This is a genomic window from Duganella rivi, from assembly GCF_009857435.1.
Taxonomy (GTDB): Bacteria; Pseudomonadota; Gammaproteobacteria; order Burkholderiales; family Burkholderiaceae_D; genus Rugamonas; species Rugamonas rivi.
This window is the reverse complement of record NZ_WWCK01000001.1, coordinates 681,063-707,669: the sequence shown is the minus strand read 5'-3', so window position 1 is coordinate 707,669 and position 26,607 is coordinate 681,063. Positions and strand designations below refer to the sequence as shown.

Annotated in this window: 25 protein-coding genes; 11 read left to right on the top strand and 14 right to left on the bottom strand. The window is 61.7% G+C overall.

Annotated elements, in window-relative coordinates; all coding sequences use genetic code 11:
- Nucleotide 1: 1 nt before the first annotated feature.
- From GTP45_RS03230 to GTP45_RS03220, 3 genes are all read left to right on the top strand, one after another.
- On the top strand, nucleotides 2-1,204 hold the full coding sequence (locus tag GTP45_RS03230) for a sensor histidine kinase (RefSeq protein ID WP_161012422.1): 1,203 nt from the start codon (nucleotides 2-4) through the stop codon (nucleotides 1,202-1,204).
- A gap of 191 nt (nucleotides 1,205-1,395) precedes the next feature.
- Nucleotides 1,396-3,969 carry a glycoside hydrolase family 3 C-terminal domain-containing protein gene (locus GTP45_RS03225; protein ID WP_217363283.1) on the top strand — a complete coding sequence of 858 codons (2,574 nt, stop codon included), beginning with the start codon at nucleotides 1,396-1,398 and terminating at the stop codon, nucleotides 3,967-3,969.
- Between the two features lie 16 nt (nucleotides 3,970-3,985).
- The gene (locus tag GTP45_RS03220) at nucleotides 3,986-4,903 is read left to right on the top strand and encodes an alpha/beta hydrolase (protein ID WP_161012420.1); all 918 of its coding nucleotides are present in this window, start codon (nucleotides 3,986-3,988) and stop codon (nucleotides 4,901-4,903) included.
- A 16-nt stretch (nucleotides 4,904-4,919) separates the two neighbouring features.
- Here the strand turns inward: GTP45_RS03220 and GTP45_RS03215 are convergent, their stop codons facing one another.
- The 3 genes from GTP45_RS03215 to GTP45_RS03205 form a co-directional block, all read right to left on the bottom strand.
- A complete protein-coding gene (locus tag GTP45_RS03215; protein WP_229258312.1) occupies nucleotides 4,920-6,875 on the bottom strand; it encodes a sensor histidine kinase in 1,956 nt (651 codons plus the stop codon).
- Nucleotides 6,876-6,986: 111 nt separating this feature from the next.
- Entirely contained in the window at nucleotides 6,987-7,385 is a 399-nt protein-coding gene (locus tag GTP45_RS03210) for a type 2 periplasmic-binding domain-containing protein (protein ID WP_371874405.1), read from the bottom strand.
- Between the two features lie 32 nt (nucleotides 7,386-7,417).
- A complete protein-coding gene (locus GTP45_RS03205) occupies nucleotides 7,418-8,632 on the bottom strand; it encodes a porin (RefSeq protein ID WP_161012417.1) in 1,215 nt (404 codons plus the stop codon).
- Between the two features lie 279 nt (nucleotides 8,633-8,911).
- On the opposite strand from GTP45_RS03205, the gene argJ reads away from it, so the two are divergent.
- From argJ to GTP45_RS03175, 6 genes are all read left to right on the top strand, one after another.
- Nucleotides 8,912-10,150: a bifunctional glutamate N-acetyltransferase/amino-acid acetyltransferase ArgJ gene (gene argJ / locus GTP45_RS03200; protein WP_161012416.1), complete on the top strand. Its 1,239-nt coding sequence runs from the start codon at nucleotides 8,912-8,914 to the stop codon at nucleotides 10,148-10,150.
- A 1-nt stretch (nucleotide 10,151) separates the two neighbouring features.
- A complete protein-coding gene (locus GTP45_RS03195) occupies nucleotides 10,152-11,021 on the top strand; it encodes an ATP-binding protein (protein ID WP_161012415.1) in 870 nt (289 codons plus the stop codon).
- Complete coding sequence (locus tag GTP45_RS03190) at nucleotides 11,018-11,413, top strand: NUDIX domain-containing protein (RefSeq protein ID WP_161012414.1); 396 nt, start codon at nucleotides 11,018-11,020, stop codon at nucleotides 11,411-11,413. Before GTP45_RS03195 ends, GTP45_RS03190 begins: the two co-directional genes overlap by 4 nt.
- A 107-nt stretch (nucleotides 11,414-11,520) precedes the next feature.
- Nucleotides 11,521-12,057, top strand: coding sequence for a DUF3455 domain-containing protein (locus GTP45_RS03185; RefSeq protein ID WP_161012413.1), 537 nt, complete (start codon nucleotides 11,521-11,523; stop codon nucleotides 12,055-12,057).
- Between the two features lie 19 nt (nucleotides 12,058-12,076).
- Nucleotides 12,077-12,631: a sigma-70 family RNA polymerase sigma factor gene (locus GTP45_RS03180; protein WP_161012412.1), complete on the top strand. Its 555-nt coding sequence runs from the start codon at nucleotides 12,077-12,079 to the stop codon at nucleotides 12,629-12,631.
- Nucleotides 12,628-13,347 carry an anti-sigma factor gene (locus tag GTP45_RS03175; RefSeq protein WP_161012411.1) on the top strand — a complete coding sequence of 240 codons (720 nt, stop codon included), beginning with the start codon at nucleotides 12,628-12,630 and terminating at the stop codon, nucleotides 13,345-13,347. The genes GTP45_RS03180 and GTP45_RS03175 overlap by 4 nt, the downstream gene beginning before the upstream one ends.
- Nucleotides 13,348-13,352: 5 nt before the next feature.
- On the opposite strand, the gene GTP45_RS03170 is transcribed toward GTP45_RS03175, so the two are convergent.
- From GTP45_RS03170 to GTP45_RS03155, 4 genes are all read right to left on the bottom strand, one after another.
- Nucleotides 13,353-13,526, bottom strand: a complete 174-nt coding sequence (locus GTP45_RS03170) for a DNA gyrase inhibitor YacG (protein WP_161005266.1) — start codon at nucleotides 13,524-13,526, stop codon at nucleotides 13,353-13,355.
- A 9-nt stretch (nucleotides 13,527-13,535) separates the two neighbouring features.
- Nucleotides 13,536-14,291, bottom strand: coding sequence for a cell division protein ZapD (gene zapD / locus GTP45_RS03165; protein WP_161012410.1), 756 nt, complete (start codon nucleotides 14,289-14,291; stop codon nucleotides 13,536-13,538).
- 106 nt (nucleotides 14,292-14,397) lie between these two features.
- The gene (gene coaE, locus GTP45_RS03160) at nucleotides 14,398-15,006 is read right to left on the bottom strand and encodes a dephospho-CoA kinase (protein ID WP_161012409.1); all 609 of its coding nucleotides are present in this window, start codon (nucleotides 15,004-15,006) and stop codon (nucleotides 14,398-14,400) included.
- Complete coding sequence (locus GTP45_RS03155; RefSeq protein ID WP_161012408.1) at nucleotides 15,003-15,875, bottom strand: prepilin peptidase; 873 nt, start codon at nucleotides 15,873-15,875, stop codon at nucleotides 15,003-15,005. The genes coaE and GTP45_RS03155 overlap by 4 nt, the downstream gene beginning before the upstream one ends.
- Before the next feature lie 154 nt (nucleotides 15,876-16,029).
- Between GTP45_RS03155 and GTP45_RS03150 the strand changes: the two genes are divergently transcribed.
- The gene (locus tag GTP45_RS03150; protein ID WP_161012407.1) at nucleotides 16,030-16,821 is read left to right on the top strand and encodes a sensor histidine kinase; all 792 of its coding nucleotides are present in this window, start codon (nucleotides 16,030-16,032) and stop codon (nucleotides 16,819-16,821) included.
- On the opposite strand, the gene GTP45_RS03145 is transcribed toward GTP45_RS03150, so the two are convergent.
- Nucleotides 16,818-17,471, bottom strand: a complete 654-nt coding sequence (locus GTP45_RS03145; RefSeq protein WP_161012406.1) for a response regulator — start codon at nucleotides 17,469-17,471, stop codon at nucleotides 16,818-16,820. The two genes, GTP45_RS03150 and GTP45_RS03145, sit on opposite strands and share 4 nt — an antisense overlap.
- Before the next feature lie 163 nt (nucleotides 17,472-17,634).
- Between GTP45_RS03145 and GTP45_RS03140 the strand changes: the two genes are divergently transcribed.
- Nucleotides 17,635-18,267 carry a cysteine hydrolase family protein gene (locus GTP45_RS03140; RefSeq protein WP_161012405.1) on the top strand — a complete coding sequence of 211 codons (633 nt, stop codon included), beginning with the start codon at nucleotides 17,635-17,637 and terminating at the stop codon, nucleotides 18,265-18,267.
- Here the strand turns inward: GTP45_RS03140 and GTP45_RS03135 are convergent.
- From GTP45_RS03135 to GTP45_RS03110, 6 genes are all read right to left on the bottom strand, one after another.
- Complete coding sequence (locus GTP45_RS03135) at nucleotides 18,264-19,481, bottom strand: type II secretion system F family protein (RefSeq protein WP_161012404.1); 1,218 nt, start codon at nucleotides 19,479-19,481, stop codon at nucleotides 18,264-18,266. The genes GTP45_RS03140 and GTP45_RS03135 overlap by 4 nt on opposite strands.
- Before the next feature lie 10 nt (nucleotides 19,482-19,491).
- Nucleotides 19,492-21,222, bottom strand: coding sequence for a type IV-A pilus assembly ATPase PilB (gene pilB, locus GTP45_RS03130; RefSeq protein ID WP_161012403.1), 1,731 nt, complete (start codon nucleotides 21,220-21,222; stop codon nucleotides 19,492-19,494).
- A 131-nt stretch (nucleotides 21,223-21,353) separates the two neighbouring features.
- Nucleotides 21,354-22,634, bottom strand: a complete 1,281-nt coding sequence (locus GTP45_RS03125; protein ID WP_161012402.1) for an HlyC/CorC family transporter — start codon at nucleotides 22,632-22,634, stop codon at nucleotides 21,354-21,356.
- A gap of 60 nt (nucleotides 22,635-22,694) precedes the next feature.
- On the bottom strand, nucleotides 22,695-23,369 hold the full coding sequence (locus GTP45_RS03120) for an Abi family protein (protein ID WP_161012401.1): 675 nt from the start codon (nucleotides 23,367-23,369) through the stop codon (nucleotides 22,695-22,697).
- A gap of 196 nt (nucleotides 23,370-23,565) precedes the next feature.
- Nucleotides 23,566-25,770: an OsmC domain/YcaO domain-containing protein gene (locus GTP45_RS03115; protein ID WP_161012400.1), complete on the bottom strand. Its 2,205-nt coding sequence runs from the start codon at nucleotides 25,768-25,770 to the stop codon at nucleotides 23,566-23,568.
- A 72-nt stretch (nucleotides 25,771-25,842) separates the two neighbouring features.
- A complete protein-coding gene (locus GTP45_RS03110; protein WP_161012399.1) occupies nucleotides 25,843-26,607 on the bottom strand; it encodes an APH(3') family aminoglycoside O-phosphotransferase in 765 nt (254 codons plus the stop codon).

The window sequence follows — 26,607 nt, the reverse complement described above, 5'->3', positions numbered from 1 at the left end:
TATGAGTCAGACCCTGGAAGCGGATATCGCGACGATAGCCCAGATTAGCGCGGTGCCTACCATATTGGAGGCGGTGTCCGAGATGACTGGTCTCGGCTTCGTCTGCATTGCGCGGGTGACCGCCGACTCGTGGCATTCCTGCGCAGTGCTGGACAAGTTGAATTTTGGCTTGAAGGTAGGCGCGGCGCTGGATATCACCACCACGTTGTGCGAAGAGGTGCGCGACAATAACGCCGCCATCATCATCGACTCGGTGTCCGATAGCGACCAATACCGTGACCATCACACGCCGAGGATGTACGGCTTTCAAAGCTATTTCTCGATCCCGCTGTACCGGCCCAGCGGCGAGTATTTCGGTACTTTGTGTGGACTCGACCCGGCCAAGGCCCAGCTCACGGAAAAGACCACGCGCAATACCTTGATGCTGTTCGCCGAGCTCATCAGCCGTCAATTGGCGAGCGAAGTGGTGCTGGTCGAGACCCAGGCTGCGCTCACCGATGAAATGAAAACCGCCAAGATGCGCGAGCAGTTCATTGCCATGCTCGGCCACGATATCAGGACGCCGCTGAGCACCCTCATGAACGGCACCGAAATCCTGCGCCACCATGCGCCGCCGTCGCTGAAGCCGCTGCTGGATACCATGAGCCGCAGCAGCCAGCGCATCGCCACCTTGGTCGATGAGGTCACCGATTTCACGCGGGGCCGCATGGGCGGCGGCATTTCGCTGAATCTGCGCCATGAGAACCAGCTGGAAGTGCCGCTGCAGCAAGCGATCGCGGAATTGCGCAGCGTGCATCCGCAGCGCGAAATCATCGCCGAGCTGCCGGCGGGGCTGGCGCTGCTGTGCGACGCTTCACGCTTGGTTCAGCTGCTATCCAACTTGCTGAATAACGCCATCGTGCATGGCGATCCTTCGGCGCCGGTGTACGTCAACGTCCAGCAGTCGAATGGCATTTTCGAATTGGCGGTGACCAACAGCGGCAGTGCTATCCCGGAAGGCGTGCAGGCGCAGCTTTTCAAGCCATTCTGGCGCGCTAATCAGGCTGAGGCGAGGCAAGGCTTGGGGCTCGGCCTGTTTATCGCGTCCGAGATCGCCATCTCGCACGGCGGCGTGTTGGAAGTGGTGTCCTCCGACAGCGCGACCACCTTTACCTACCGCTCTTACGGCGCCGAATTTGTCGAACGCCGCACGCTGATACGCTGATACGCTGATATCCATTGCGGTATCAGTTCGGCTAAAAAAGTTATTGGTTCTCCACCAACTCCCGCAGTACAGTCTAAAATGTTATCGCAAACATTTTTCGGGTCGCTAACATTGGGAGTAACATGGAGAATCTGGCAGGAGACAAAAAAAGCCGGCTACGACTGGCAGCAACATGCGGTGCACTGATGCTGATGGCGGCCTTTCCGGCAGTCGCGCGCAGTGCCGACGTACTGGCCGAGGCCGATGGACGGGCCCGTGCCTTGATCGCACAAATGACGCTGGACGAGAAGATCGACCAGCTGCTGAACGTGGCGCCGGCCGTGCCGCGCCTTGGCATCCCGGCATACAACTGGTGGACTGAATCGCTGCACGGCGCGCTGGGGCCGCTGCCGACCACCAACTTCCCGGAACCAATTGGGCTGGCCGCCAGTTTCGATGCGCCGCTGGTGCAGCAGGTGGCTGGCGCCATCAGCGTCGAGGTGCGCGCACTGCACACGCTGGGCCGCGAGACCGGCCACCTTGGCCGCATCGGCACCGGCCTCAACACCTGGTCGCCGAATATCAACATCTTCCGCGATCCGCGCTGGGGACGCGGGCAAGAGACGTACGGCGAAGATCCGCATTTGACGGCGGCGCTGGGCGTGGCCTTCATTCGCGGCATGCAAGGCGCTAACCCGGATCTGCCGGACGTGATCGCCACGCCCAAGCACTTCGCGGTGCACAGCGGGCCGGAATCGACGCGGCACTATGCCGACGTGTTCGTCTCCGCGCGCGACCTTGAGGATACTTATCTGCCGGCCTTCCGCGCCGCCATTGTCGACGCCAAGGCCGGCTCCATCATGTGTGCCTACAACCGCATCAACGGCCAGCCGGCCTGCGGCAGCGAGCTGCTGATGAAGCAGCACTTGCGCGGCGCTTGGGGCTTCAAGGGCTATGTGGTGTCTGACTGCGACGCGGTGACCGACATCTCGGAACAGCACAAGTACGCGCCCGATCCGGCCGCCGCAGTCGCGGTCGCCCTGAAGGCCGGCACCGACAACGAGTGCAATACCAAAACGCTGGGCGATACGCCGAACCTGAGCGCGCGCTACCGCGAGGCATGGCAGCGCGGCTTGATCAGCATGGGCGATATCGATCAAGCGCTGGTGCGGCTGTTCTCGGCGCGCTACCGCAACGGCGATCTGGCCGGACTGCCGCAGCGCGATGGCAAGGCGGTACCGGTCAGCGCCATCGGCAATGCGGCGCACCGGCAGCTGGCGCTGGAGTCGGCCACCAAGAGCCTGGTGCTGCTGAAGAACGACGGCGTGCTGCCGCTCAAGCCGCGCGTCAAGCTGGCCGTGATCGGCCCGCTGGCCGACGCTACCCGCGTCCTGCGCGGCAATTACTCGTCGTCGCAGTCGGCGCCGCCGGTGTCGGTGATCGACGGCCTGCGCCGCGCCATGCCGCAGGCGCAGATCAAGCTGGTGCACGCCGGCGCCTCGATTACCGACGGCGACCCGGTGCCCGCCAGCGCCTTGCGCACGCCGGACGGCAAGCAGGGCCTGCGCGTCGACTACTACAACCGCAACGACGGCAAGTACGACAGCAAGCCCACCGTCACGCGCGTGGAGCAGGGACTGGAAGCGCACGCGCTGGAATTGAAGGCGGTGGCCGACAAGCACAAGGTCACGTGGAACGGCTTCCTGGTTGCGCCGGAGACGGGCACTTACCGCCTTGCCGTCAGCGGCGTGAAGGGCACGCTGACCATCAACGGCCAGCCCGGAATCAACGCTACCGAGTATTCGAAATGGGCCGAGCCGCTGCAATTGCAACAGGCGCGCCTGGAGAAAGGCCAGCGCTACCCGCTGCAATTTGAAGCGGAGACCGGCGGCACCGGCGTGCCGGGCCTGTTCTGGAAACGCATCTCCACCGATCCCGAAGCCGACCTGCTGGCGGGCACGGCCGACGCCGACGTTATCGTCGCCGTGGTCGGCCTGACCTCGGATCTGGAAGGCGAGGAGATGGCGATCAAGATCGAAGGCTTCTCCGGCGGCGACAAGACCTCGCTCGACCTGCCTGCCGAGCAGCGCCGCTTGCTGGAGCGCGCCAAGGCGCTCGGCAAGCCGCTGGTGGTGGTGCTGATGAACGGCAGCGCGCTTGATTTGTCATGGGCCAAGGACAATGCCTCCGCCATTTTGGAAGCATGGTATCCGGGCCAGTCCGGCGGACTGGCGGTGGCGGACGTGCTGTCGGGCCGCGCCGATCCGGGCGGCCGCTTGCCGTTGACCTTCTACCGCGGCCTGTCCGACCTGCCGCCGTTTGACGACTACGGCATGCAGGGCCGCACTTACCGCTACTACGCCGGCACGCCGGTGTATCCGTTCGGCGCGGGCCTGAGCTACACCAGCTTCCGCTACGCGCCGCTGGAAGTGACGCCTATCGACGGCGCAGCGGAAAACGGCGTGATGGTCAGCACCGAGATCAGCAACACCGGCGCTCGCGCTGGTGACGACGTGGCCCAGCTGTACCTGGCGCCGCCGGCCTTCGAGGGCGCGCCGAAGCTGGCGCTGCGCGGCTTCCAGCGCGTGAGCCTGAAGCCGGGCGAACGCCGCAAGATCAGCTTCCGCCTGTCGCCGCGCGACCTGAGTTTTGTCACGCGTGACGGCGTGCGGCAGCTGCTGCCGGGGCAATACAAGTTGAGCGTGGGCTCAGGCCAGCCGGCCACCGGCGTGGCAGGGCAGGAGACCACGCTGCAATTGCAGCGCAGTGTGACCTTAGACCAATAAACCAGGAGACCATCCAATGATGATGAAAAAAATAGCGGCAGCGCTCACCCTGATGGGCGTGCTGGCTGCGCCCGCCATGGCGCAGAACGACAAGATGACGCCGATCGCGGCACCGGCCCAGCCCAACGCCATCACGCTGAACACGGGCGAACTGCCCGGCGCCAGCGTGAAGGAAAGCTGGCACAGCCAGTACGGCAGCGTGTTTGCCCGCAACGTCACGGTGGCAACGCTGACGCCGTTCCTGCCCGATCCGGCCAAGGCCAGCGGCGCGGCCGTGATCGTGGCGCCGGGCGGCGGCTTCCGCACGCTGTCGATGAACAACGAGGGCTGGGACGTGGCCACGGCGCTGGCCAAGCAGGGCGTGGCCGCGTTCGTGCTGAAGTATCGCTTGATCCAGACACCGGCGGATCTGGACGGCTTCAACCGCGCCATGGCCGAGCTGTTCTCGAAAGGCGGGCGCGCCGCCGATACCTCGGTGCAGGAAGAGCCGGCTGTCACCTTTGCGCCGCAGATCGCCGACGCGCGCGCCGCCTTCGCCTTGGTGCGCTCGCGCGCGCAAGAGTGGAAAGTTGATCCGAACCGCATCGGCATGATCGGCTTTTCCGCCGGCGCCATGCTGACCATGGTGACCACGCTGCATGGACAGGATGCCAAGCCTGCTTTCATCGGCAACATCTACGGCCCGCTGATGTCGTTGAAAGTGCCGGCCGATGCGCCGCCAATGTTCGTGGCGCTGGCCGCCGACGATCCCTTGTTCGGCAATGGCGGCTACGGCTTGATCGATAGCTGGCGCAGCGCCAAGCGGCCGGTGGAGTTCCACCTGTACGAGCAGGGCGGCCACGGCTTCGGCATGTATCCGAAAACCACCACCAGCACCGGCTGGTTCGACGCCTGGGTGCGCTGGCTGGGCATGCATGGCTACCTGCGCAAGTAAGATGGCTTAATTGCGCTCAGGCGCGCTGCGGTGCGATGCGCGGCAACAGCATGCGCACCGCCGTGCCGATGCCGGGCGCGGAGTCGATGGTGATGCGCCCGCCCAAAATGCCGGTGACGATGTTGTAGACGATGTTCATGCCAAGGCCGGTGCCGCCCTGGCCCATCTTGGTGGTGAAGAAGGGATCGAACACGCGCTTGAGCACGTCGTCGGTCATGCCGCAGCCGTCGTCGCTGAACATCAGCTCGATGATGTCGTCGTCCACGGTTTCGGCGCGCACGGTGATGGTGCCGCCCTTGCTGTGCTCGAACGCGTGGTTGATGGCGTTGTTGATCAGGTTGTTCAGGATTTGATACAGCCCGCCCGGATAGGAATCGAAGCTCATGCCATCCGGGATTTGCAGCACCACTTCGCACGGCACGCGGCGCAGGCGCGGCATGTAGGTGGCGATGGTGTCGTGCACTGCCGACAGCAAATCAAAGGTGCGCCGCTGGTCGTTGGTCTGGTCGACCGCAATTTGCTTGAACGAGGAAATCAGCTCGGCGGCTTTGTGCAGCGAGCCGGAAATCAGTTCGCTTGCCATGCGCACTTCTTCCAGATGCGCGGTCAGTTCCGAGCGACGCAGAGCGCCGGCGGCAACGTGGGCGTCAAACTCGTGCACACGGTCGCGCAGGGCAGTGGAGGCCAGCAGGCTGTTGCCGATCGGTGTATTCAATTCGTGCGCGATGCCGGCCACCAGCGATCCCAGCGACGCCATTTTTTCCGACGCCAGCAATTCGTCCTGCGTGTGCTGCAAGGTTTGCAGCGCGGCGCTGAGGTCGGCGTTGGCGCGTTCCAGCGCGGCCGAGCGTTCGCGCACGCGGCTTTCCAGCGAGACGTTGAGGTCTTTCAGTTCGCGCTTGGCGTTCAGTTCCTCGGTCAAGTCGAGCAGCGCCCAGATGATGGCCGGGTTGCCATCCAGGGTCAGCGAGGACGACCAGATCGCCACGCTGCCCACGCTGCCGTCGGGCAGCAGCACGCCGGCAATCGCGCCGTGCACGGCGCCTTCGTCGCGGTACATTTTCCAGATGCGTTCGCGCTCCACGGTGCTGGCCCAGAACGGCACTTCATCGCTGCGCTTGCCGATCAGCTGGGTGGCGGCGGTGCCGAAGGTATGCGACAGCGCGCGGTTGGCGGCCATGATGCGGCCATCGCGGTCGGACACGGTCAGCGGCAGCGGCGCCATATCGAACAGGGTTTTGAAGCGCGCTTCCGATTCCGACAAGCGCTGCTGCGATTGCTCCAGTTGCGCAATCCGTTCGCGCAGGGCCGCGCTCATGGCGTTCAGGGTGCGCGTGAAAACGGCGATCTCGTCGTCGCCATGGACTGGCAGCGCCTTGCTGTAATCGCCTTGCGCAATTTGCTCGGACTCGCCGGTCAGCGCTTGCAAGCGCCGGCCTATGCCCTGCGTGAAGATGAAGAACATCAGCATGCCGGCCGCAAAGCCGATCAGCGAAATCAGGCCGCCTTGCAGCATCACTTCATCGCGCGCCTGCTTCAAGTCTTTGGTGGTGAGGCCGAAGTTGATGCTGCCAATGCGGTTGTCGGCCAGCAGCAGCGGCGAGCGCGCGTGCAGCGTCACGTCGCTGATGATGGTGCGCACACCCTTGAAGCTGGTGCCGCCGCCTTGTTTCAAGATCGCCGGCAGCGGCATGTTGCGCTTGCCGACCGAGATGATGGGCTGTTCGTTTTCGTCGAGGATAGTCAGGTAGCGCAGGAAGCTGTCGTCCGGGTCGGACAGCATTTCGGCCAGGTAGCTATTCAGCTCGGGCAAGCGCCCGCCGACGGCATAAGGACTGAGGGAGAGATTGAGGGTGACCGCGTATTCCTGCGCCACCCGTTCGGCGTTGGTGTTGACGGCGTGGTTCATCAGGCGCTGGCTGTTCCAGATCAGCAGACCAACCACCAGTGCCTGGATAATTGCACTGAGCATCAGGAACCGCGCGCGTAACGAAAGACTCAAAACGTTCACTCCAAGTTAGAGGCCAGGAGCTCACGCGCCCACCGCGCGGATAGCGCGGCAGGCTGGCAGGGCGACCTGAGTTTAAGGCAGGGTCAAAATTACTTTGACAGTATCGTCAACTGCCGATTTATCAATATACCCGATTGCTTTCGGATCGGCAGCAACTGCTTTCTTCACCTCGGCGCTGTTCGGATATTCTTTCGGCGGCGTGGCTTTACCGGTGAACACCAGCTTCGACCACAGCGCCTTGACCTGCGCCGCATCCTTGTCCGCGACCTTGTGGTAGAACTCGTTGCGGATGGCCGAACCGTCGGCTTGATCGACCGGCGTGAACAGGTTGGATTTGCCGAGGAAGAACTGCGAAGCCTGTTCCGAGAACATGCGGGTCGCCGGATTTTGCTTGCTGACGATGACGACGATTTCAGCGGCCGAAGCCTGTGCTGCTACTGCGGCCAGTGCCGACAGCACGAGAGCGCTCATGAGTTTTTTCATTATTATGGTCTCCCGATCCATCAGAATACGAAGTCGAGGCCGGCGGCGACCACGGTGACGTTCTTGTTGTAGCCGGCGGCCGGCACGTTAATCAGCAGGCCCGACTTGGCGCCCGGCTTGACGCGATCCACCTGGACTTTCAGCGCCAGTTGCTTGGCGAAGTCCCAGCGCACGCCGACGATGTCGGAGGTTTGCTCGGCGGACGCCAGCAGGCCGGTGACGCCGGCGTTCAGGGCAGGGATCTTGGCCAGGGCAGCCGGCACGGTAACCGAACTGCCTGCGCCTTTGGCCGAAGCGTGCGCGTAGTACGGCAGCACTTTGCCGAAGCGGTAGCCGAGCATGGCGTACCAGGCGTTGGTGTCCGGCAGGTAGACGGCTTCCTTGGCGCGGCGCTGCGCGTACTCGGCTTGGCCGACGATGTTGTTCCAGTCCACGGTGCCGCCGATCGAGGTGAAGGCGATCTTCTTGCCGCTGCTGAAGGTGATGTCCGACGCCAGCTGGGTGAAGCCGACGCTGGCCAGGGTGTTGGTCAGGGCGTTGATCGGCTGGATGTCGTTGATCTTCATGTCGGCGCGCGCGTGGGCGAAGCGCAGCATGAACGGGCCGTATTCGCCGGCCACGCTGAAACCGGCGGCAGGCGCGCGGTAGGTGGCGGTCGAACCAGCGCCCGAGGAGACGAACAGCTTGCCGCGGCTGACGCCGGCGAAGGCCTGGGCGGTGAAGTTCAGGTCGCCGAACGCGTGCTGGTAGTTGATGTCGGCGCCGTCCGAGTTTTCGATCGGGGCCTGGCCGTACATTTCAATCGGCGGACGCATCATGGTGTTGGCGTAGCCGACGTTCTGGTAATCGGAAATCAGGAAGGTCGGCACGACTACGCGGCCGATACGCACCGAGACTTCATCGTTGATGCGGGCTTTCAGGAAGGCCCAGGTCAGATCGGTGGTGAAAGTGTGTTCGGTGGCTTTGCGGGTCAGCACTTGCGCGGTGCCGGACAGCCAGTCGTTGATCTTGTAGGTGGCTTGCAGGCCGAGGTTGGTGTCGAGGCCGAGGCGGGCGCTGTCGCCGACGCCGTCAGCCTGGTTGTAGCGGGCGAATTTCACATCATCGGTATTGCTCTTGGCGACGCCGACGGTGCCGAAACCGCTGATGCTCAGGTTGCCATCATCCAAGGCGCCGGCCTGCGCCATGGCGGCGGTGGCGGCGAGTACGGCTGCAGCTAACAATTGCTTTTTCATGTATGTAGTCCAGTGGGGGTTATTGTTGGTATAGACGGTTGTGCCGTCTGGTGCGTCTCGGAACAATGCGGGGATGGGGCATTCGGTTCACACCTTAGACTAATTTCCGCAGAGCATGAAATGGGAAAACGTTAAACCGAACGATAGTGCTAATTTTTGTGGTTTTTATGCAAAAAGTCTGAAAAAACAGGAAGTTGTACGATATCCGGGACTAGCTGCGCAGGTGGGGCGCGAGGTATTACAATAGCGGCTCCTCTTTCCACCCACGAGATCACGAATATGGCCGTCAATTCCCCCCTGCCCATTGCCTCCGAACTGAAGCCTGTCGCGGGCGTTGAAATCGGCTTTGCCGAAGCCGGCATCAAGAAGCCGAACCGCAAGGACGTGCTGGTCATGAAGCTGGCGCCGACCGCCACCGTGGCCGGCGTGTTCACCCTGAACCGCTTCTGCGCCGCACCGGTGCAAATCGCCAAGGCGCACCTGGCTGCCGCTCAAACCAGCGGCAAGCCGATCGCGGCGCTGCTGGTCAACACCGGCAACGCCAACGCCGGCACCGGCGAACTGGGCCTGTCGCTGGCCAATGAAACCTGCGTGGCCTTGGCCGCGCAACTGGGCGTGGACGCAGCGCAGATTCTGCCGTTTTCGACCGGCGTGATTCTGGAGCCGCTGCCGGCTGCCAAAGTGATCGCCGGCCTGCCGCAAGCCATCGCCGGCCTGAAGGCCGATAACTGGTACAACGCCGCCGAAGCCATCATGACCACCGACACGCAGCCGAAAGCCGGCTCGCGCACCGTCACCATCGGCGGCCACTCGGTAACCATGACCGGCATCTCGAAAGGCGCGGGCATGATCAAGCCGAATATGGCGACCATGCTGGGCTACCTGGCGCTGGACGCCAAAGTGGCGCAGCCGGTGCTGGATCAGCTGGTCAAGCACGCTGCCAACCAGTCGTTCAACTGCATCACCATCGACGGTGATACCTCGACCAACGATTCCTTCATGCTGATCGCCACCGGCGCCGGCTCGCTGGAAATCACCTCGGTCGATCAGCCGGAATACGCTGCGCTGCGCGACGCAGTGACCGAACTGTCGCTGTTCCTGGCGCAAGCAATCGTGCGCGACGGCGAAGGCGCGACCAAGTTCATGAGCATCATCGTGGAAGAGGGCAGCAGCGTGGAAGAGTGCCGCAAGATCGCTTACTCGATCGGCCACTCGCCGCTGGTGAAGACCGCGTTCTTCGCTTCCGATCCTAACCTGGGCCGCATTCTGGCTGCCATCGGTTACGCCGGCGTGGACGATCTCGACGTCTCGAAGCTGAACCTGTACCTGGACGACGTGTGGGTTGCCAAGAACGGCGGCCGCAACCCGGACTACAAGGAAGAAGACGGCCAGCGCGTGATGCAGCAAAGCGAAATCACGGTGCGCGTGAAGCTGGCGCGCGGCGCGGCATCGGCCACGGTCTACACCTGCGACCTGTCGCACGATTACGTGTCGATCAACGCCGACTACCGTTCCTAAGATGGCGACGCCACTCGAACAATTCCTGGTCCGAGCCGAGGCGCTGCTGGCGCGCGTGGAGGCGGTGTTGCCGCAAGCGCCGCGCGAGCCAGACTGGCGCTTGGGCTTTGCCTTCCGTTGGAGGAAACGCGGCAACGGCCCGAGCTACTTGCAAGCAGTGGCGCACGTATCGTCGATTGCGCTGGACGATTTGCAGCATATCGGCCCGCAGAAAGAACAGATCGAGCAGAACACCCGCCAGTTCGTGGCGGGCAAGCCGGCCAACAACGTGCTGCTGACTGGCGCGCGCGGCACCGGCAAGTCCTCGCTGATCAAGGCGTGCCTGAACCAGTTCGGCAAGGACGGCCTGCGCTTGATCGAAGTGGACAAGGCCGATCTGGCCGAGCTGCCGGATATCGTTGACCTGGTGGCGGGCCGTCCCGAGCGCTTCATCATCTTCTGCGACGACCTGTCGTTTGAAGAGGGCGAGAGCGGCTATAAGGCGCTGAAGGTGGCGCTCGACGGCAGCATCTCGGCGCAGTCGGACAATGTGCTGATTTACGCCACCTCGAATCGCCGCCACCTGCTGCCGGAGCGCATGTCCGACAACATGAGCTACAAGCACGATGAAAACGGCGACCTGCACCCGGGCGAAACGGTGGAAGAGAAAATCTCGCTGTCCGAGCGCTTTGGCTTGTGGCTGACGTTCTATCCGTTCAAGCAGGATGATTATCTGGCGATTGTCGGCCACTGGCTGTCGTCGCTGGGCTGTACCGAAGAGCAGATCGAGGCGGCACGCGGCGACGCCTTGCGCTGGGCTTTGCAGCGCGGTTCGCGTTCGGGGCGTGTGGCGTGGCAGTTTGCCAAGGACTACGCGGGGAAGCTCGCATGAACAAGCCTGTTGATGTCGCAGTTGGCGTGCTGATCAAGCCGAACGGTGATCTGCTGCTGGGCCAACGTCCGGCTGGCAAGCCGTATGATGGTTATTGGGAATTCCCGGGCGGTAAAGTCGATCCGGGCGAGACCATTCTCGAAGCTTTAAAGCGCGAGTTTGTGGAGGAGTTGGGTTTAACCATCCACAGCGCCGAAGAGTGGTGCGGCGTGGAGTACGTCTATCCGCACGCGCATGTGCGGCTGCACTTCTTCATCAGCCGCGACTGGTCAGGCGAGCCCCAAAGCTTGGAAGGGCAGGCGTTTGCTTGGCAGGGAACCGTCGGCGTCGAGCCGCTGCTGCCAGCCACCATTCCTTTGCTGGAGTGGTTAGAGCAAGTTCGCTACGTCTGAAAATTTATTTGCATCGCGCTGCATCCAAACGGCGCGCTGGCGGGTAGTAAGGGTATCAGCCGCGATTGTCGCGCACTGATCCCTTATCACTGACCAGGAGCTACGCCATGCAAACATCCCCAACCATTGCTGTTATTGCCGCCGTCCTGTCGCTATCTGCTTGCGCCGGCGCGCCAAAGTTCAGCCAGCAATCCCTGCCGGAAGCCGTTCAGGTGCCGGCTGGCCACCGTGTAGCCATGGAGACCGTCGGCGCCGGTGAAATTACCTACGAGTGCAAAGCCAAGAAAGATGCCGCTGACCAGTTCGAGTGGGCTTTCATCGGCCCGGATGCGGTGCTGAGTGACCGCAGCGGTAAGGCCGTGGGCAAATACTTCGGCCCACCGGCTACTTGGCAGAGCAACGACGGCTCCAAAGTGACGGCCACCCAGTTGGCAGTGGCGCCGGCCGGTGCTGGCAACATCCCTTACCAGTTGGTGAAGGCTAATCCATCGATCGGCAGCGGCGAGATGTTCGGCATCAGCCACATTCAACGCGTCTCGACCAAGGGCGGCGTGGCCCCGGCCGCAGCCTGCACCGCCGCCAACGCCGGCAGCCGTCAGAAGGTTCAGTATCAGGCCGACTATATCTTCTGGAAAGCGGCATAACTGTCGTTATAATCGGTTGATGCCCAACGCTGCCGACGCTTTCGATTACGACGCTGTGCTGCGCGCCTGTGCCCAAGGCGAGCAGCAGGCCCTGCATCGTCTATATCAGCAGGACGGCCGCCATTTGCTTGGGGTCGCGCTGCGTATCGTGCGCCGGCGCGATCTGGCCGAGGACGTGCTGCACGATGCCTTTGTCAGCATTTGGCAAAAGGCCGGTAGCTACGATGCAGGGCGCGGCGCAGCGCGCGGCTGGATTTATAGCGTGGTGCGGCATCAGGCCCTGAACGCCTTGCGCGGCAGCGAGCGCGAAGTGTCGGCAGACGCCGAAATGCTCGACGCCTTACAGGAAGCGCAGGCCGATCCGGTCATGGAGCAGTTTGAATTGCAGGCTAGCATGGGGCGCCTGCATGATTGCCTCGAGCATCTCGATAGCGCCAAGCGCAACAGCATCGTCTGCGCCTATGTTGACGGCTGCAGCCACAGTGAAATCGCGGCGCGTCTGAATGCGCCGCTGGGCTCGGTCAAGGCCTGGCTCAAGCGCGGCCTCGCCGCATTGCGGGAGTGCATGGGATGAATGAAACGCCCGAACAATTACAGCATCTGGCTGGCGAGTATGTGCTGGGCACGCTGTCGGCTGCGGCGCGGCGTGAGGTCGCGCAGCGGCTGGCGCATGAGCCTTTGCTGCGTGCCGAAGTCGATGCATGGGAACAGCGCCTGCTGCCCTTGACCGCGCTGGCGCCGGAAGCGGCGCCGTCGGAGCGCTTATGGCCGCGGATTGCCGCCAGCTTGACGGTACGTCCAGCGCTAGCCGGCGTGGCTGGGCCAGCAGCTGCCAATGGCTGGCGCCGCTGGTGGGACGATCTGCGCTTGTGGCGCGGACTGGCTGGCGGCGCCGTCGCGGCCAGTTTGGTGTTGGCGCTGCTGCTGGTGTTGCGGCCGACCGCGCCGGAAGCCGCCTACATGGTGGTGCTGGTGGCGCCGCAGGATCAGGGCGCCGGCTGGGTGGTGCAGACCAGTATGAACCGCCAGTTGACGCTGACGCCGTTGCGGGGCACGGTGGTGCCGGATCGCAAGGCCTTGCAGTTTTGGACCAAGGCGCCGGGATGGAGCGGCCCAGTATCGCTGGGACTGGTGCAGTCGAATCGTTCGCTAAAGCTGGCGCTCGATCAATTGCCGCCGGTGCAGCCCGATCAGCTATTTGAGATCACGCTGGAACCAGCTACCGGCTCGCCCATCGGCAAGCCGACTGGGCCAGTGCTGTACATCGGCAAAGCCGTGAAAGTGATGTGACGGGCTTATTCTTCTTCGTGAGGATCTTTAGGCGGAGCCGCAGGAATTACATACTTTTCCTCGGCCCAGGCGCCTAAATCGATTTTTTTGCAGCGTTCCGAGCAGAACGGGCGGAATTTGTTTTCCGGCTTCCACTCCACTTTGGCGGAGCAGGTCGGGCATTCAACTACAGTGGTCATGAGCTTACGTTAGAAGTTACAAAGGGTAAGCTCGAATGGTACATCATCTTCCAGCGGCTTGGGTTTCAGGTCGCCGCCCTGCGAGGTGAATCGCACCCACAGCATGTATTTGTTGGCCGAAATTTCCGGGATCGCACCCTGCGATTCATCGAGCGTCAGGCGCAGCATCTGGTACACCTTGCCCTGCAACATCTGCTGGTAGCTGCCGGCCACGGCAATCATCTTGACCGGGCCGCCCGAGTCGCGCAGCAGGCGCAGTACCAGGCCCAGCGCATCAAACAGCGGCGCCAGCGGCGTGAACCAGGTGATGATGTCGTTGAAACGCTGCTCGGCCGGGCGCTGCTGCCAGGCGTAATAGGACGGCAGATCGAACTCGCAAGCGCCGCCCGGAATAATGGTGCGGCCGCGGATGCTCATCAGCCATTCATTGTCGCGCACGTTCTGGCCGGTCTTGCCCTGGGCCGCGACCAGCGCGCTGCTGACGCCGTCCAGTTCATTGAGGATGGCGTCCAGCGTTTCCGCTTGCACGTTGGGATTCATGCGGTAGCCCAGCAGCGTTTGGCGCTGGCGCTCCAGTTCTTGCAGCAGGTCGGATTTGAGGTCGGCGCGGCCGGCTACTTCGAGCATGTCGAAAATAGTGGCCAGCGCAACGTGGTGCTGCATGGGGTGTTCTTGATGCACAAAGAACTTGAATTTCTCGTACAAATCCTCCAGGCGCAGCAACGTGCGGATGCGCTCGTTGAAAGGATATTCGTAGACGATCAAAATAACATCCCTCTATAGATGGACCTGCAAAGAATTCTCGTGATTTTGAAGCAAGCCAAGCAAAATTACAAACGTTGCGAAGGCATTATTGCCGTTCTACGCCAAATTACCAGCGAATTTGCAGATATAAGGCGTGTAAACGGTCGACTTGCGCCTCCAAAGCGTCGATTCCTGCATTATTGACAATAACATCATCGGCTGCCGCCAGCCGTTCCGCCCGGCTTACTTGCGCCGCCATGATGGCCCGTACTTGTGCTTCCGGCAGGCCGTTGCGCGCCATCACGCGGGCCACCTGCACATCTTCCGAACAGTCTACCGCCAACACGCGCGTGACCCGTGCACGCCACGTCCCCGATTCGATCAGCAGCGGCACCGCGTAAATCACGTAGCTGCCGGTCGCGGCGGCGGCGGCGGCCAAGGCGGCGTCGCGGATGCGCGGATGCAGGATGGCTTCCAGCCTGGCCTTGGCGCCGGCGTCGCTGAATACCAGCTGGCGCATGCGGGCGCGATCCATCGCGCCGGAAGCATCCGCAAACTCGGGGCCGAATTCGGCGATGATGGCTGGCATGGCGGGGCCGTTGGGGGCGGTCATGCTGTGGGCGATCAGGTCGGTATCAACGATGGTGGCGCCGCGCGCCGCAAACATGTCGGCCACGGTGCTCTTGCCGCTGCCGATGCCGCCGGTCAGGCCGATGGCAAACGGTGCTGCGCTCATGGATGGACGACGTTCATGGTGAAAGCCGACAGCGGGCCGCCGTACAGCAGGGCGATCAGGCCGGCCGCCGCGAGGTAGGGGCCGAACGGAATCGGATTGTTGCGGCCGCGTTTGGCAAACACGATCAGCGCGATGCCGACCACGGCGCCCACCACCGAGGACAGCAGGATGATGGTCGGCAGCATGGCCCAGCCCATCCACGCGCCGAGGGCGGCCAGCAGCTTGAAGTCGCCGTAGCCCATGCCTTCCTTGCCGGTCGCCAGCTTGAACAGCCAGTAGATAGCCCACAGCGCCAGGTAGCCGGCCGCAGCGCCGATCACTGCGTCTTGCAGCGGCACGAAGGTGCCGTTCACGTTCATCAGCAGGCCGGCCCACAGCAGCGGGAGGGTCAGGTCGTCCGGCAGCAACTGGGTGTCGGCGTCGATAAAGGTCATGGCGATCAGCGAGTACAGGAAGAACAGCGCCGACAGTCCGGCCCAGCCGCTGCCCAGCTTCCACACCACCAGCGCCGACAGCACGCCGGTCAGCAATTCCACCGCCGGGTAGCGGGCTGAGATCGGCGCTTTGCAGTTGCTGCACTTGCCGCGCAAGACCAGCCAGCTCACCACCGGGATGTTTTCCGCCGCCGTGATCTGGTGCTTGCAGTGCGGGCAGGCCGAGCGCGGCACGACAAGGTTGTAGCGCCCGGTGTGCGGCAGCGGCTTGTTGCTTTCGCTAGCCACATAGTTGTCCGACTCGCGCTGCATCATGATAGGCAGTCGGTGGATCACCACGTTCAGGAAGCTCCCGAACAGCAGGCCAAACAGGCCGGCGATCAGGCTGATGGCCAGCACGCCGGCAGGGGCGAACAACAGGGTAGTTTCCGACATGGCGTCAATATGCGTAAATTATCACAGGCCCAGTTTAAAGCATTACGGCAACATTGCGGACGCTTTTTCCAATTGCACTATCTCGTCGGGGGGATAGTAAAAAGGTTGAGGCAATGGCAAGGTGGGAGCTCTGTTTTTCCGCCCGGAGCCCTCCTTGTCGCCGCTTTCACAGACACCGCTATTCCTGATGCTCGGGCTGTTACTGGCATGCCTGACGTTTGCGGCTGCTTTTGTGGTCTGCCTGCGCCGCGTGCGGCGCGGCTACCAAGCCCGCATGCGCCTGCTGGCGGAACGCGAGCGCGTGGCTACCGGCTTGCACGACACGCTGCTGCAAAGCATGCAGGGCATGATCCTGCGCTTTCAAGGCGTGAGCCACCGGCTGGCGATCGACAGCCCGGAGCGTGCCACCATCGAACACATCCTCGACCAGGCCGATGAGGTACTGGCCGAGGGCCGACATCAAATTCTCGCGCTGCGCATGCCGGTGGTGTATGGCGATAATCTAGGTCAGGCGCTGGCCGCCATCGGTCAATCCTTGCAGGAAAATTTCAACAGCACTTTCCGCATGATTGTGAGCGGCAACCCAGCGCTGATTAACGGCGACCGTGGCGAGGAAATCTACGGCATCGCGCGCGAAGCGCTGTACAACGCCTTCCAGCATGCGCAGGCCAGCAATGTTGAACTGGAACTGGTGTATGGCTGCGAGTTCTTCATGCTCTACGTGCGCGACGACGGCAAGGGCATGCAGCAGCCGCCGCGCGGGCTGGCCGGCATGCACGAGCGAGCAGCGCGGCTGGCCGGCGCGTTGGAGGTGCTGAGCCTGCCAGAGCAGGGCACGGAAGTGATGCTCAAGGTGCCGGGCGAGATTTGCTACCAGGTGCCGCGCAAGCTGGGCTGGCAGCACCGGCTGGTGGCATGGCTAGGCCGTACCGATACGCGGCACTAGCTCAGGAGAGGGCGCGAGCGGGGGCGCATGCCGATGATGCCGCGTCCCAGTCCGATCAGCACCGCGTGGGTGCGGTCGTTGGCCTGTAGCTTGGACATCAGATTCTTCATGTGGACTTTGACGGTTTCTTCGGCGATGCATAGCTGGCGGCCGATCAGGCGGTTGCTCTTGCCGAGCGAGGCCAGTTCCAGCACCTGCACTTCGCGCGGGGTCAACGTGTCGCCCGGTAGTTGGCGCGCCACTGCCTGGATCAGCACCGGCGGCACATGGCGCTGGCCCGCGTGGATGGCGCGCATGGTGTCCAGCATTTCGCGCCGCGCAGCGCTTTTCAACAGGTAACCGGCGGCGCCGGCCTTCATGGCGCGCATCACCAGCGCGTCGCCTTCATAGGTGGTCAGCACGACGATGGCTGCGTTCGGGTATTCGTTGCGGATGATGTGGGTGGCCTCAACGCCGTCGAGGTCAGGCATTTGGATATCCATCAGCACCAGGTCGGGATGGCGGCTGCGATACAGTGCAATCGCCTCGCGGCCGCCGGCAGCCTCGGCCACCAACTGGAAGCCGGGATCGCTGGCCAGCACGCTGGCTATGCCCTGACGGAACACCGGGTGGTCGTCCGCCGTCATCACGGTAATCGGAACCTGCGCCATTTGCTGTCATGGATTTGGATTGGAAAGCATTACAGTGCCACAGGCGTGACCCTTTTGCTATAACTCCGTGGGGGTATCGGCAATTACCATCGTGCAGGGATGGCGGCGCGGTGGGCGGCTACTAAGCTGCCAGTTCAATCCCACCACTGTAAAGGACTGCCCCATGTCTACCTCCGCCCCGCGCCGCGCCCTCGTTGTGATCGATGTGCAGAACGAATACGTCAGCGGCAATTTCAAGATTGAATTTCCCGACGTGCAAGCGTCGCTGGTGCAAATCGGCCGCGCCATGGATGCGGCGACTGCCCGCAAGATTCCGATCGTGATGGTGCAGCACGTGCTGCCGCCCGATGCGCCGATTTTTGCCAAGGATAGTTTCGGCGTTGCCCTGCATCCGGTGGTGGGCGAGCGCCACTACGACAAGCTGATTACCAAGGATTTACCGTCCACTTTTGCCGGCACCGACTTTGGCGCGTGGCTCAAGGAAAACAATATCGATACGGTGGCCATCGTCGGCTATATGACGCACAACTGCAACGATTCGACCATACGCCAGGCCATGCACGACGGCTACCACGTGGAGTTCCTGCACGACGCGGCCGGTTCGCTGCCGTACCGCAACCGCATGGGCATGGCGACGGCGGCCGAGATTCACCGCGTGGAATGCATCGTGCTGGAATCGTCGTTTGCAGCGGTAGTCAGCACCGACGAGTGGATCGCCAACCTCGACAGCGGCAAGCACGCGCCGCGCGACAATATTTACTTGTCGAACCAGCGCGCGGTGTTGGAACGCGCTTAAACCACGGCGCCCAGCTTGAAGATCGGCAGGTACATGGCAACCACCAGGCCGCCGATCAGCACGCCCAGGATCACCATGATGGCCGGCTCCATCAGGCTGGACAGCGAGGCCACGGCCTCGTCGACTTCTTCCTCGTAGAAGTCGGCCACCTTGGCCAGCATGGCGTCCAGCGAGCCGGACTCTTCGCCGATGGAGACCATCTGCGTCACCATATTGGGGAATACGTCGGCGTTTTGCATGGCCGCCGTCAGGCTGGTGCCGGTGCTGACCTCGGTTTGGATCTTGCGCGTGGCGTCGAGGTAGACGGCGTTGCCGGCCGCGCCGCCGACGGAATCGAGCGATTCCACCAGAGGCACGCCGGCCGCGAACATGGTCGACAGCGTGCGTGTCCAGCGCGCCACCGTGGCCTTGCGGATCACGTCGCCAAACACGGGCAGCTTGAGCAGCAGCCTGTCCATGAAGCGCTGCATTTGCAGCGAGCGTTGCCATGCCCGGAAGAAGAAGTAGATGGCGGCAAACAAGCTGCCGAAGATGGCCCACCACCACTGCACGAAGAATTCCGACAGCGCCATCACGAACAGGGTCGGTGCAGGCAGGTTGGCGCCGAAGCTGGTGAACACTTCCTTAAACGCCGGCACCACCCAGATCATGATCACTGCCGTGACGATAAACGCCACCGCCAGGATCGACACCGGGTACATCAGCGCAGATTTGATCTTGGCCTTCATGGCCAGCGTCTTTTCCTTGTAGATGGCCAGCCTTGTCAGCAGATCTTCCAGGATACCGGCTTGTTCGCCCGCGCCGACCAGGTTGCAGAACAACGGATCGAAGTACAGCGGGAACTTGCGGAATGCCTGGTTGAGGCTGGTGCCGGTCTCGATATCGGCGCGCAAGTCCATCACCAGTTTTGAGACCGACGGATTGGCGTGGCCCTTGCCGACAATGTCGAACGATTGCAGCAGCGGCACGCCGGCCTTCATCATGGTGGCCAACTGGCGGGTGAACAGGGTGATGTCCTTGTCGGTGACTTTCTTGCCCGAGCGGTAGGCCTTCTTCTTGACCTTGGTGACCATGATGCCCTGGCGGCGCAGGGTAACGTTGACCACGGCCTCGCCGCCGGCCCGTAGCTCACCGCGCACGGTCTTGCCGGTTTTATCCTTGCCCTCCCAGGCAAAGACCGATTCCTTGACCTGATTGCCGCCCGATGTCGCCATGATCGCTATCCTATTCGTTGGTGCAGCCGAGCACTTCTTCGAGGCTGGTTAAGCCTGCCTTGACCTTGACCAAGCCGGATTGGCGCAGCGACTTCACGCCTTCTTCTTCGGACTTGGCAGCGATATCCATGGAGTTGCCGTGCGCGAGGATCAACGCCTCGATCGCCGGCGTGATCGGCATGATCTGGTAGATGCCGACCCGGCCCTTGTAGCCGCCGCCGTTGCAGCGCTCGCAGCCGACCGGGCCGTAGGGTTTCCAGGTGCCGTCGAGTTCCTCGGGCTTGAAGCCGGCTTTTACCAGCAGATCGGGTGCGATATCGACCGGTTGTTTGCAGCTGCACAGCCGGCGCGCCAGCCTCTGGGCCGTAATCAAAATCACCGACGAGGCGATGTTGAACGGCGCCACGCCCATGTTCATCAGGCGCGTCAGCGTCGACGGTGCATCGTTGGTGTGCAAGGTGGAGAACACCATGTGGCCGGTTTGCGCCGCCTTGATGGCGATGTCGGCGGTTTCCAGGTCGCGGATCTCGCCGACCATGATGATGTCCGGGTCTTGGCGCAGGAACGATTTCAGCGCCACCGGGAAGGTCAGGCCGGCACGGTCGTTGACGTTGACCTGGTTCACGCCGGGCAGATTGATCTCGGCCGGGTCTTCGGCGGTCGAGATGTTGATGCCGGGCTTGTTCAAAATGTTGAGGCAGGTGTACAGCGACACGGTCTTGCCGGAGCCGGTCGGGCCGGTCACCAGCACCATGCCATAGGGGCGCTGGATGGCGTCCAGCAGCAGCTCTTTCTGATCGGGATCGTAGCCGAGCGAGTCGATGCCCATCTGCGCCTGCGTGGCATCCAGGATACGCATCACGGTCTTCTCGCCGAACAGGGTCGGCAGAGTCGAGATGCGCAGGTCGATGGTCTTAGTGGGCGACACGATCAGGCGCATGCGGCCGTCTTGCGGCACGCGTTTTTCCGAGATGTCCAGCTTGGCCAGCACCTTGATGCGCGAGACCAGTTTTTCCTTGATCGAAATCGGTGGCTGGGCATGCTCGATCAGCACGCCGTCCACGCGGAAGCGGATGCGGTAGAACTTTTCAAATGGCTCGAAGTGCAAGTCGGATGCGCCCATGTTGACGGCGTCCATCAGCATCTTGTTGAGGAAGCGTACCACCGGCGCGTCTTCGACGTCGTTAGCACCGGGATCGGCAACGGTGGTGGGCGCTTCTTCTTCCTCGGCGAACTGGATGTCGGCTTCTTCGCCCGCCAGATCGGCGATGGTTTGCTCGCTACTCTTGTTGATGCGCGCCAGCAGTTGCAGCAGCGCGTCGTGCGCCACGATCACCGGCTCAACCGTGGATTCGGTCTGGAACTTGATCTGATCCAGCGCTTGCGTGTTGGTTGGATCGGAAATCGCTACCGACATCTTGTTGCCGCGCTTGGCCAAGGCGATGACGCGCTGGGTCTGCATCAGCTTGTTGTCGATGACCTTAGGCGGCAGCGCCTCCATGCTGAGGGCCGCTACGTCCATCAGCGGGTAGGCAAAGGTCTCGGCGCAGAATGAAGCCAGCGACTTGGAATCGATCGCGCCGCTGGACAGCAGCACGTCGATGAAGGCCAGCTTCTCCGCCACTGACTTCTTTTGCAAGCCCTCGGCTTGCGCGGCGGACAGGCGGCCGGCCTGCATCAATGCCCTCGCCAGCCCCGGCATTGGGGCGCCTGGCGCTGCGTTCGGTAGGACTGCTGCCATAGTCGCGTCTGTCAGGTTGGAGGAGGGCGATCACGAAATAATGCTCTTAGGCATTATTTTTGTAAAGCCCGCGCAACAATTTTACTCCGCTCTGTTGCACGCGCCCACGCGTTTGCTTGCTTTTACAGCGCTTAGCGGTCGGCGGGGCGTCTCAATTTGACGACTTTGATGGCTTGGTCGTGCACTTGCACCACTTCGACGATGCACTGGTCGACCTTGAGGCTGATCGGCGCGTCTGGAATTTCTTGCAACAGTTCCAGCAGCATGCCGTTCAGTGTCTTCGGGCCGTCCAGCGGGAAGTTCAGGCCGAGGCGCTTGTTGACGTCGCGCAGCGGCGTGGTGCCGTCCAGCAGGCACTCGCCGTTGGCGTCCCAGTCGAAGCTCTCCGCCTTGCTTGCGCTTGGCGTGGAGGTAGTGAACTCGCCGATCATCTCTTCGATGATGTCGTCCAGCGTGACCAGGCCCTGCACTTCGCCGTATTCGTCAACGATGATGCCGAGCCGTTCCTTGTTCTCCTGGAAGTACTGGAGCTGGGTGAATAGGCGCGTGTCTTGCGGGATGAAGTATGGCGTGGTCAGCAGCGCGCGCAGGTGGTCGGTGGTCAACTCGTCCTCCTGGTTGAGCAGGGCGACGGCTTTGCGCACGTGCAGGATGCCGATGATGCGGTTGATCTCGCCTTCGTAGACCGGCAGCTTGTTGTGGTAGCAGGTGGTCAGCTCGCGCATGATCTCTTCGACCGGCATCTCCAGATCCAGCGCTTCGATTTGCGCGCGCGGGGTCATGATGTCTTCCACCGAAATGGTTTCGAGATCGAACAGGTTGAGCAGGATGGACTTGTGCTTTTGCGGGATGAAGTTGCCGCCTTCCAGCACGATCGAACGCAGTTCCTCCGGCGATAGGCGTGGATCGTGCGCGTGCGAACCGGCCTTGATGCCGAACAGCTTCAGCAGCATCGACACGAACAGGTTGACGAACCAGATGACCGGCTTGGAAATCGCCATCAGCGGCTTCAGCACCATGCTGGTCGGCAGCGCGATTTTTTCCGGGAAACTGGCGCCGATGACTTTCGGCGAAATCTCCGCGAACACAATCAGCAGGAACGCCACGCCGCCGGTGGACAGCGTGATCACGTTGTCGTCGTGGCCGAAAGACTGGATGGCGATCGACGTCACCAGCGCGGTGGCGGCGGCGTTGAACAGGGTGTTGGCGATCAGCACCAGCGACAGCAGCTTATCGGTACGCTCCAGCAGCCACAGCGTGGTAATCGCGCGGCGGCTGCCACGCTTGGCCTCGTGGCGCAAACGATAGCGATTGGCCGCCATCAAGGCGGTTTCCGCCATCGCGAAGAAGGCCGAACACAGGATCAGAATAAAGAGTGCAAGAAATTGCACCCATAAGGGTACGGTATCCAAGGGGGATAGAGGAATGAGGAAGAGCTTTGAATTCTAAGGCAATGGTGGGTTGCATGCAAGTTACGCCCAAATACTGTCGGTTTGCCAGTTGGGTGGAAAACCCATACTAGCCTTGTCTCTTGCGAATACTGGCACTGAGGCAAACATAGTTGTCATAAATGGCTCAATGCCATCTGCAATTCCTTGCGCTTTGCAGCAAACCCGGAGCATCAGCAGATGTGAATACAGTCGATTGGGATGGCTAACATGAATAAAGTGTTTTCCTTTTAAACCCGATGGGTTCTTGAGATTGCGATTCCAGAGGCGGCTATGATGCGCGCATAGGTTTCTCAACTCAAGAATGCAACCCAGATTGCTAACCAACGATCCGTAGGAATTGAAGCCAAACGGTTGAGCGGCGCGGTTCAGTTTATTGTCGCCCGCAGAGACTAAGAAAGCTGGATGCTTGTCATTGAGGTTTTGGCAGACGCTGAGTAGCTGCTCGAGCGTGAAAATTTCGGAGATCAGCCAGAACGGCGGCATCCTTCGATAGTCATAAGACTGCCTGGTAAAGTACCTCGCGCGATAATGAGTAACGAACTCTTGTTTGCCATGGATGAAGCGCTGCTGCGCCTTCTTGAGTGTTCGTTCAGCATCCGAAAAATTTTTAAAGTATTCGGGGTTGATATACCAGAACGGATTGTTCGTGGTGCTTGTGATGACGTTGTCTACCGTCGCCCGAATTCTAACTTCCAAACCTGTCGCGGAGGGCGATATACGTTTTCCATATAGTCAGCATATGCGATACGGACGTTAAAAAGCCCATACAGACTGATCGCAAGAATTAACATTCTTGATTTGATGATCAGTCCAGCATGGGCGTTGTTACGTCGACTTTAAGTCTAATCGCGGAGCGCGTCAAGCAAGCTCAGGCCAAGCTTGCGTGAGCGCTTTAGCTTGATATCGCAGTCGCCTTGGCGCGCGCTTGGTGCAATTTGTTGTAACTGTCGATCAGGCGCTGGTGCCTGTCAAGCCCCTCCAATTGCATACTGGTCTCGAACAGGCCGTAGAAGCGCACGGTGCCTTCCAGCGAGCCCAGCACGGCATCCATGCGCTCGTTGCCGAACATGCGGCGGAAGTTGACTTCGTAGTCGTCCATGTCCATCTCGTCGTCCAGTTCGACTTCCAGCGCCACGTTCATGGCTTGGTAGAACAGGCCGCGCTCGACGGTGTTGTCGTTGTATTGCAGGAAGGAGCCGACCAGTTCGTGGGCTTCTTCGAACTGTTGCAGGGCAAGGTTGATCAGCAGCTTCAGTTCCAGCACGGTGAGCTGGCCCCACTCGGTGTTTTCGTCGAATTCGACGCCGATCAGGGTGGCGATGTCGCCGTATTCGTCCAGTTCGTTGTTTTCGAGTCGGTCCAGCAGGGCTTCGAGCTGGTCGTCGTCGAGGCGGTGCAGGTTCAGCACGTCTTCGCGGAACAGCAGCGATTTGTTGGTGTTGTCCCAGATCAGGTCTTCCACTGGGTAGACTTCCGAGTAGCCGGGCACCAGGATGCGGCAGGCCGTTGCGCCCAGCTGGTCGTAGACGGCGGTGTAGACTTCTTTGCCCATGTCGGCAAGGATGCCGAGCAGGGTGGCGGCTTCTTCGGCGTTGGCGTTGTCGCCTTGGCTGGTGAAGTCCCACTCGACGAATTCGTAATCCGACTTGGCGCTGAAGAAGCGCCACGAGACGATGCCGCTGGAGTCGATGAAGTGCTCAACGAAGTTGTACGGCTCGGTGACGGCTTCGCTGGCGAAGGTCGGGCGCGGCAAGTCGTTGAGGCCTTCAAAGCTGCGGCCTTGCATCAGTTCGGTCAGGCTGCGTTCCAGCGCCACTTCCAGGCTTGGGTGCGCGCCGAACGAGGCAAACACGCCGCCGGTGCGCGGGTTCATCAAGGTCACGCACATGACTGGGTATTGGCCGCCCAGCGACGCGTCTTTTACCAGCACCGGGAAGCCTTGCTCTTCCAAGCCCTTGATGCCGGCCACGATGCCCGGATATTTCGCCAGCACTTCTTGCGGCACGTCCGGCAGGGCGAGTTCGCCTTCGAGGATTTCGCGCTTGACCGCGCGTTCGAAAATCTCCGACAGGCATTGGACTTGCGCTTCAGCCAGCGTGTTACCGGCGCTCATGCCGTTGCTGGCGTACAGGTTCTCCACCAGGTTGGATGGGAAGTAGACGGTCTCGCCGTCCGACTGGCGCGTGTACGGCAGCGAGCAGATGCCGCGCTCGACGTTGCCGGAGTTGGTGTCGATCAGGTGCGAGCCGCGCAGTTCGCCATCCGGGTTGTAGATGGCCAGCGAGTATTCGTCCAGGATTTCTTTTGGCAGCGCGTCCTTGCGGCCCGGCTTGAACCAGCGCTCGTTCGGATAGTGCACGAACGGCGCGTTGGCGATCTCTTGGCCCCAGAAGGCGCCGGCGTAGAAGTGGTTGTTGTTGAGGCGTTCGATGTACTCGCCCAGCGCCGAGGCCAGCGCGCTTTCCTTGGTGGAGCCCTTGCCGTTGGTGAAGCACATCGGCGAGTGCGCGTCGCGGATGTGCAGCGACCACACGTTCGGCACGATGTTGCGCCACGAGGCGATTTCAATCTTGATGCCGAGGTTGGCCAGCACGGCGGTCATGTTGGCGATGGTTTGTTCCAGCGGCAGGTCTTTGCCGGGGATGTAGGTGCTGGTCTCGGCGGAGGTGCTGACGGTCAGCAGCGCTTGCGCGTCGGCGTCCAGGTTGGCGACTTCTTCGATGATGAAGTCCGGGCCTTCCTGCACCACTTTTTTCACGGTGCAGCGGTCGATCGAGCGCAGGATGCCTTGACGGTCTTTGTCCGAGATATCTTCCGGCAGCTCGACCTGGATTTTGAAAATCTGCTTGTAGCGGTTTTCAGGATCAACAATGTTGTTCTGCGACAGGCGGATGTTTTCGGTTGGAATATTGCGGGTATTGCAATACAACTTCACGAAGTACGCCGCGCACAGGGCGGACGAGGCCAGGAAGTAGTCGAACGGGCCGGGGGCCGAGCCGTCGCCCTTGTAGCGGATGGGCTGGTCGGCAATGACCGTGAAGTCGTCGAATTTGGCCTCGATGCGTAGCTTGTCGAGGAAGTTGACCTTAATTTCCATGGGGGTATTCCAGAATGCTCAAAATGATATAGCCGCTATTATCCTTTGTTTGAGCCGGGGCCGCCAAAGTTGCTAAAAGAGTTCGTCCAGTTGTTCGAAGAATTCACGCTTTTGGGGCGCGTCGGGGAAAGGGAGTTGGGCGAGGAATTTACGCGCGCTGGCGGCGGAGATTTCTTCGCTCAGGTTGCGGTGGACGAAGGCGATGTCGAGCCAGCGGTCAGCCTTGCCGCCTCGGCCCAGGTCGATGAAGTGGAGTTCGTCGTGGTCGGTGACGAAGATGTTGGAGTCGCCAAGGTCGCCATGCGAGAACACCAGGTCTTCTTGCGGCATGGTGGCGTGCAGGCGGGCCAGCAGGTCTTGTGGTGTGTGCAGGCCGGGCCACTGGTCGAAATCGAAGTCTTCGTCAATCAGACCTTGGCTGACGAGGAATTCCAGCTCGCGCAGGCGCACCGCAGCGGTGGAGTCGAACGGGCAGTTAGCAATCGATACCGATTGCACCTGCCGCAGCGATTCGGTGAATAGATCGAGCACCGGCTGCTTGGTCTCGATCAGCGCCGCCAACGGCTTACCGGGAACTGCGCGCGTGATCATGTACTCGCGCTGATCGTCCTGCGCGGTGAGCATCACTTCCGGCACGTTAATCCGACCCGATAGCCATTGCAGCACTGCGGCCTCGCGCAGCACGCTGTACGTGGTCTCCGCATAAACTGCCGGCGACGTCTTCAAAAAATAAAGTTCTTTCCCGCGTTGGAAGCTATGCACCTCGCAAGGCGATTCGCCTATCTCGTCGCGCCGCAGCGCCGCATCGCCGATGAACCGCTTGATATTGGCATCCAT

Coding starts and splice junctions, on each gene's coding strand:
- GTP45_RS03185 (WP_161012413.1), top strand. CDS start 11,521: ATGCAAACATCCCCAACCATTGCTGTTATTGCCGCCGTCCTGTCGCTA.
- GTP45_RS03170 (WP_161005266.1), bottom strand. CDS start 13,526: ATGACCACTGTAGTTGAATGCCCGACCTGCTCCGCCAAAGTGGAGTGG.
- GTP45_RS03110 (WP_161012399.1), bottom strand. CDS start 26,607: ATGGATGCCAATATCAAGCGGTTCATCGGCGATGCGGCGCTGCGGCGC.
- GTP45_RS03180 (WP_161012412.1), top strand. CDS start 12,077: ATGCCCAACGCTGCCGACGCTTTCGATTACGACGCTGTGCTGCGCGCC.
- GTP45_RS03175 (WP_161012411.1), top strand. CDS start 12,628: ATGAATGAAACGCCCGAACAATTACAGCATCTGGCTGGCGAGTATGTG.
- argJ (WP_161012416.1), top strand. CDS start 8,912: ATGGCCGTCAATTCCCCCCTGCCCATTGCCTCCGAACTGAAGCCTGTC.
- GTP45_RS03115 (WP_161012400.1), bottom strand. CDS start 25,770: ATGGAAATTAAGGTCAACTTCCTCGACAAGCTACGCATCGAGGCCAAA.
- coaE (WP_161012409.1), bottom strand. CDS start 15,006: ATGAGCGCAGCACCGTTTGCCATCGGCCTGACCGGCGGCATCGGCAGC.
- GTP45_RS03140 (WP_161012405.1), top strand. CDS start 17,635: ATGTCTACCTCCGCCCCGCGCCGCGCCCTCGTTGTGATCGATGTGCAG.
- GTP45_RS03195 (WP_161012415.1), top strand. CDS start 10,152: ATGGCGACGCCACTCGAACAATTCCTGGTCCGAGCCGAGGCGCTGCTG.
- GTP45_RS03135 (WP_161012404.1), bottom strand. CDS start 19,481: ATGGCGACATCGGGCGGCAATCAGGTCAAGGAATCGGTCTTTGCCTGG.
- GTP45_RS03155 (WP_161012408.1), bottom strand. CDS start 15,875: ATGTCGGAAACTACCCTGTTGTTCGCCCCTGCCGGCGTGCTGGCCATC.
- GTP45_RS03205 (WP_161012417.1), bottom strand. CDS start 8,632: ATGAAAAAGCAATTGTTAGCTGCAGCCGTACTCGCCGCCACCGCCGCC.
- pilB (WP_161012403.1), bottom strand. CDS start 21,222: ATGGCAGCAGTCCTACCGAACGCAGCGCCAGGCGCCCCAATGCCGGGG.
- GTP45_RS03190 (WP_161012414.1), top strand. CDS start 11,018: ATGAACAAGCCTGTTGATGTCGCAGTTGGCGTGCTGATCAAGCCGAAC.
- GTP45_RS03225 (WP_217363283.1), top strand. CDS start 1,396: ATGGCGGCCTTTCCGGCAGTCGCGCGCAGTGCCGACGTACTGGCCGAG.
- GTP45_RS03215 (WP_229258312.1), bottom strand. CDS start 6,875: ATGCTCAGTGCAATTATCCAGGCACTGGTGGTTGGTCTGCTGATCTGG.
- GTP45_RS03230 (WP_161012422.1), top strand. CDS start 2: ATGAGTCAGACCCTGGAAGCGGATATCGCGACGATAGCCCAGATTAGC.
- GTP45_RS03145 (WP_161012406.1), bottom strand. CDS start 17,471: ATGGCGCAGGTTCCGATTACCGTGATGACGGCGGACGACCACCCGGTG.
- GTP45_RS03220 (WP_161012420.1), top strand. CDS start 3,986: ATGATGATGAAAAAAATAGCGGCAGCGCTCACCCTGATGGGCGTGCTG.
- GTP45_RS03210 (WP_371874405.1), bottom strand. CDS start 7,385: ATGAGCGCTCTCGTGCTGTCGGCACTGGCCGCAGTAGCAGCACAGGCT.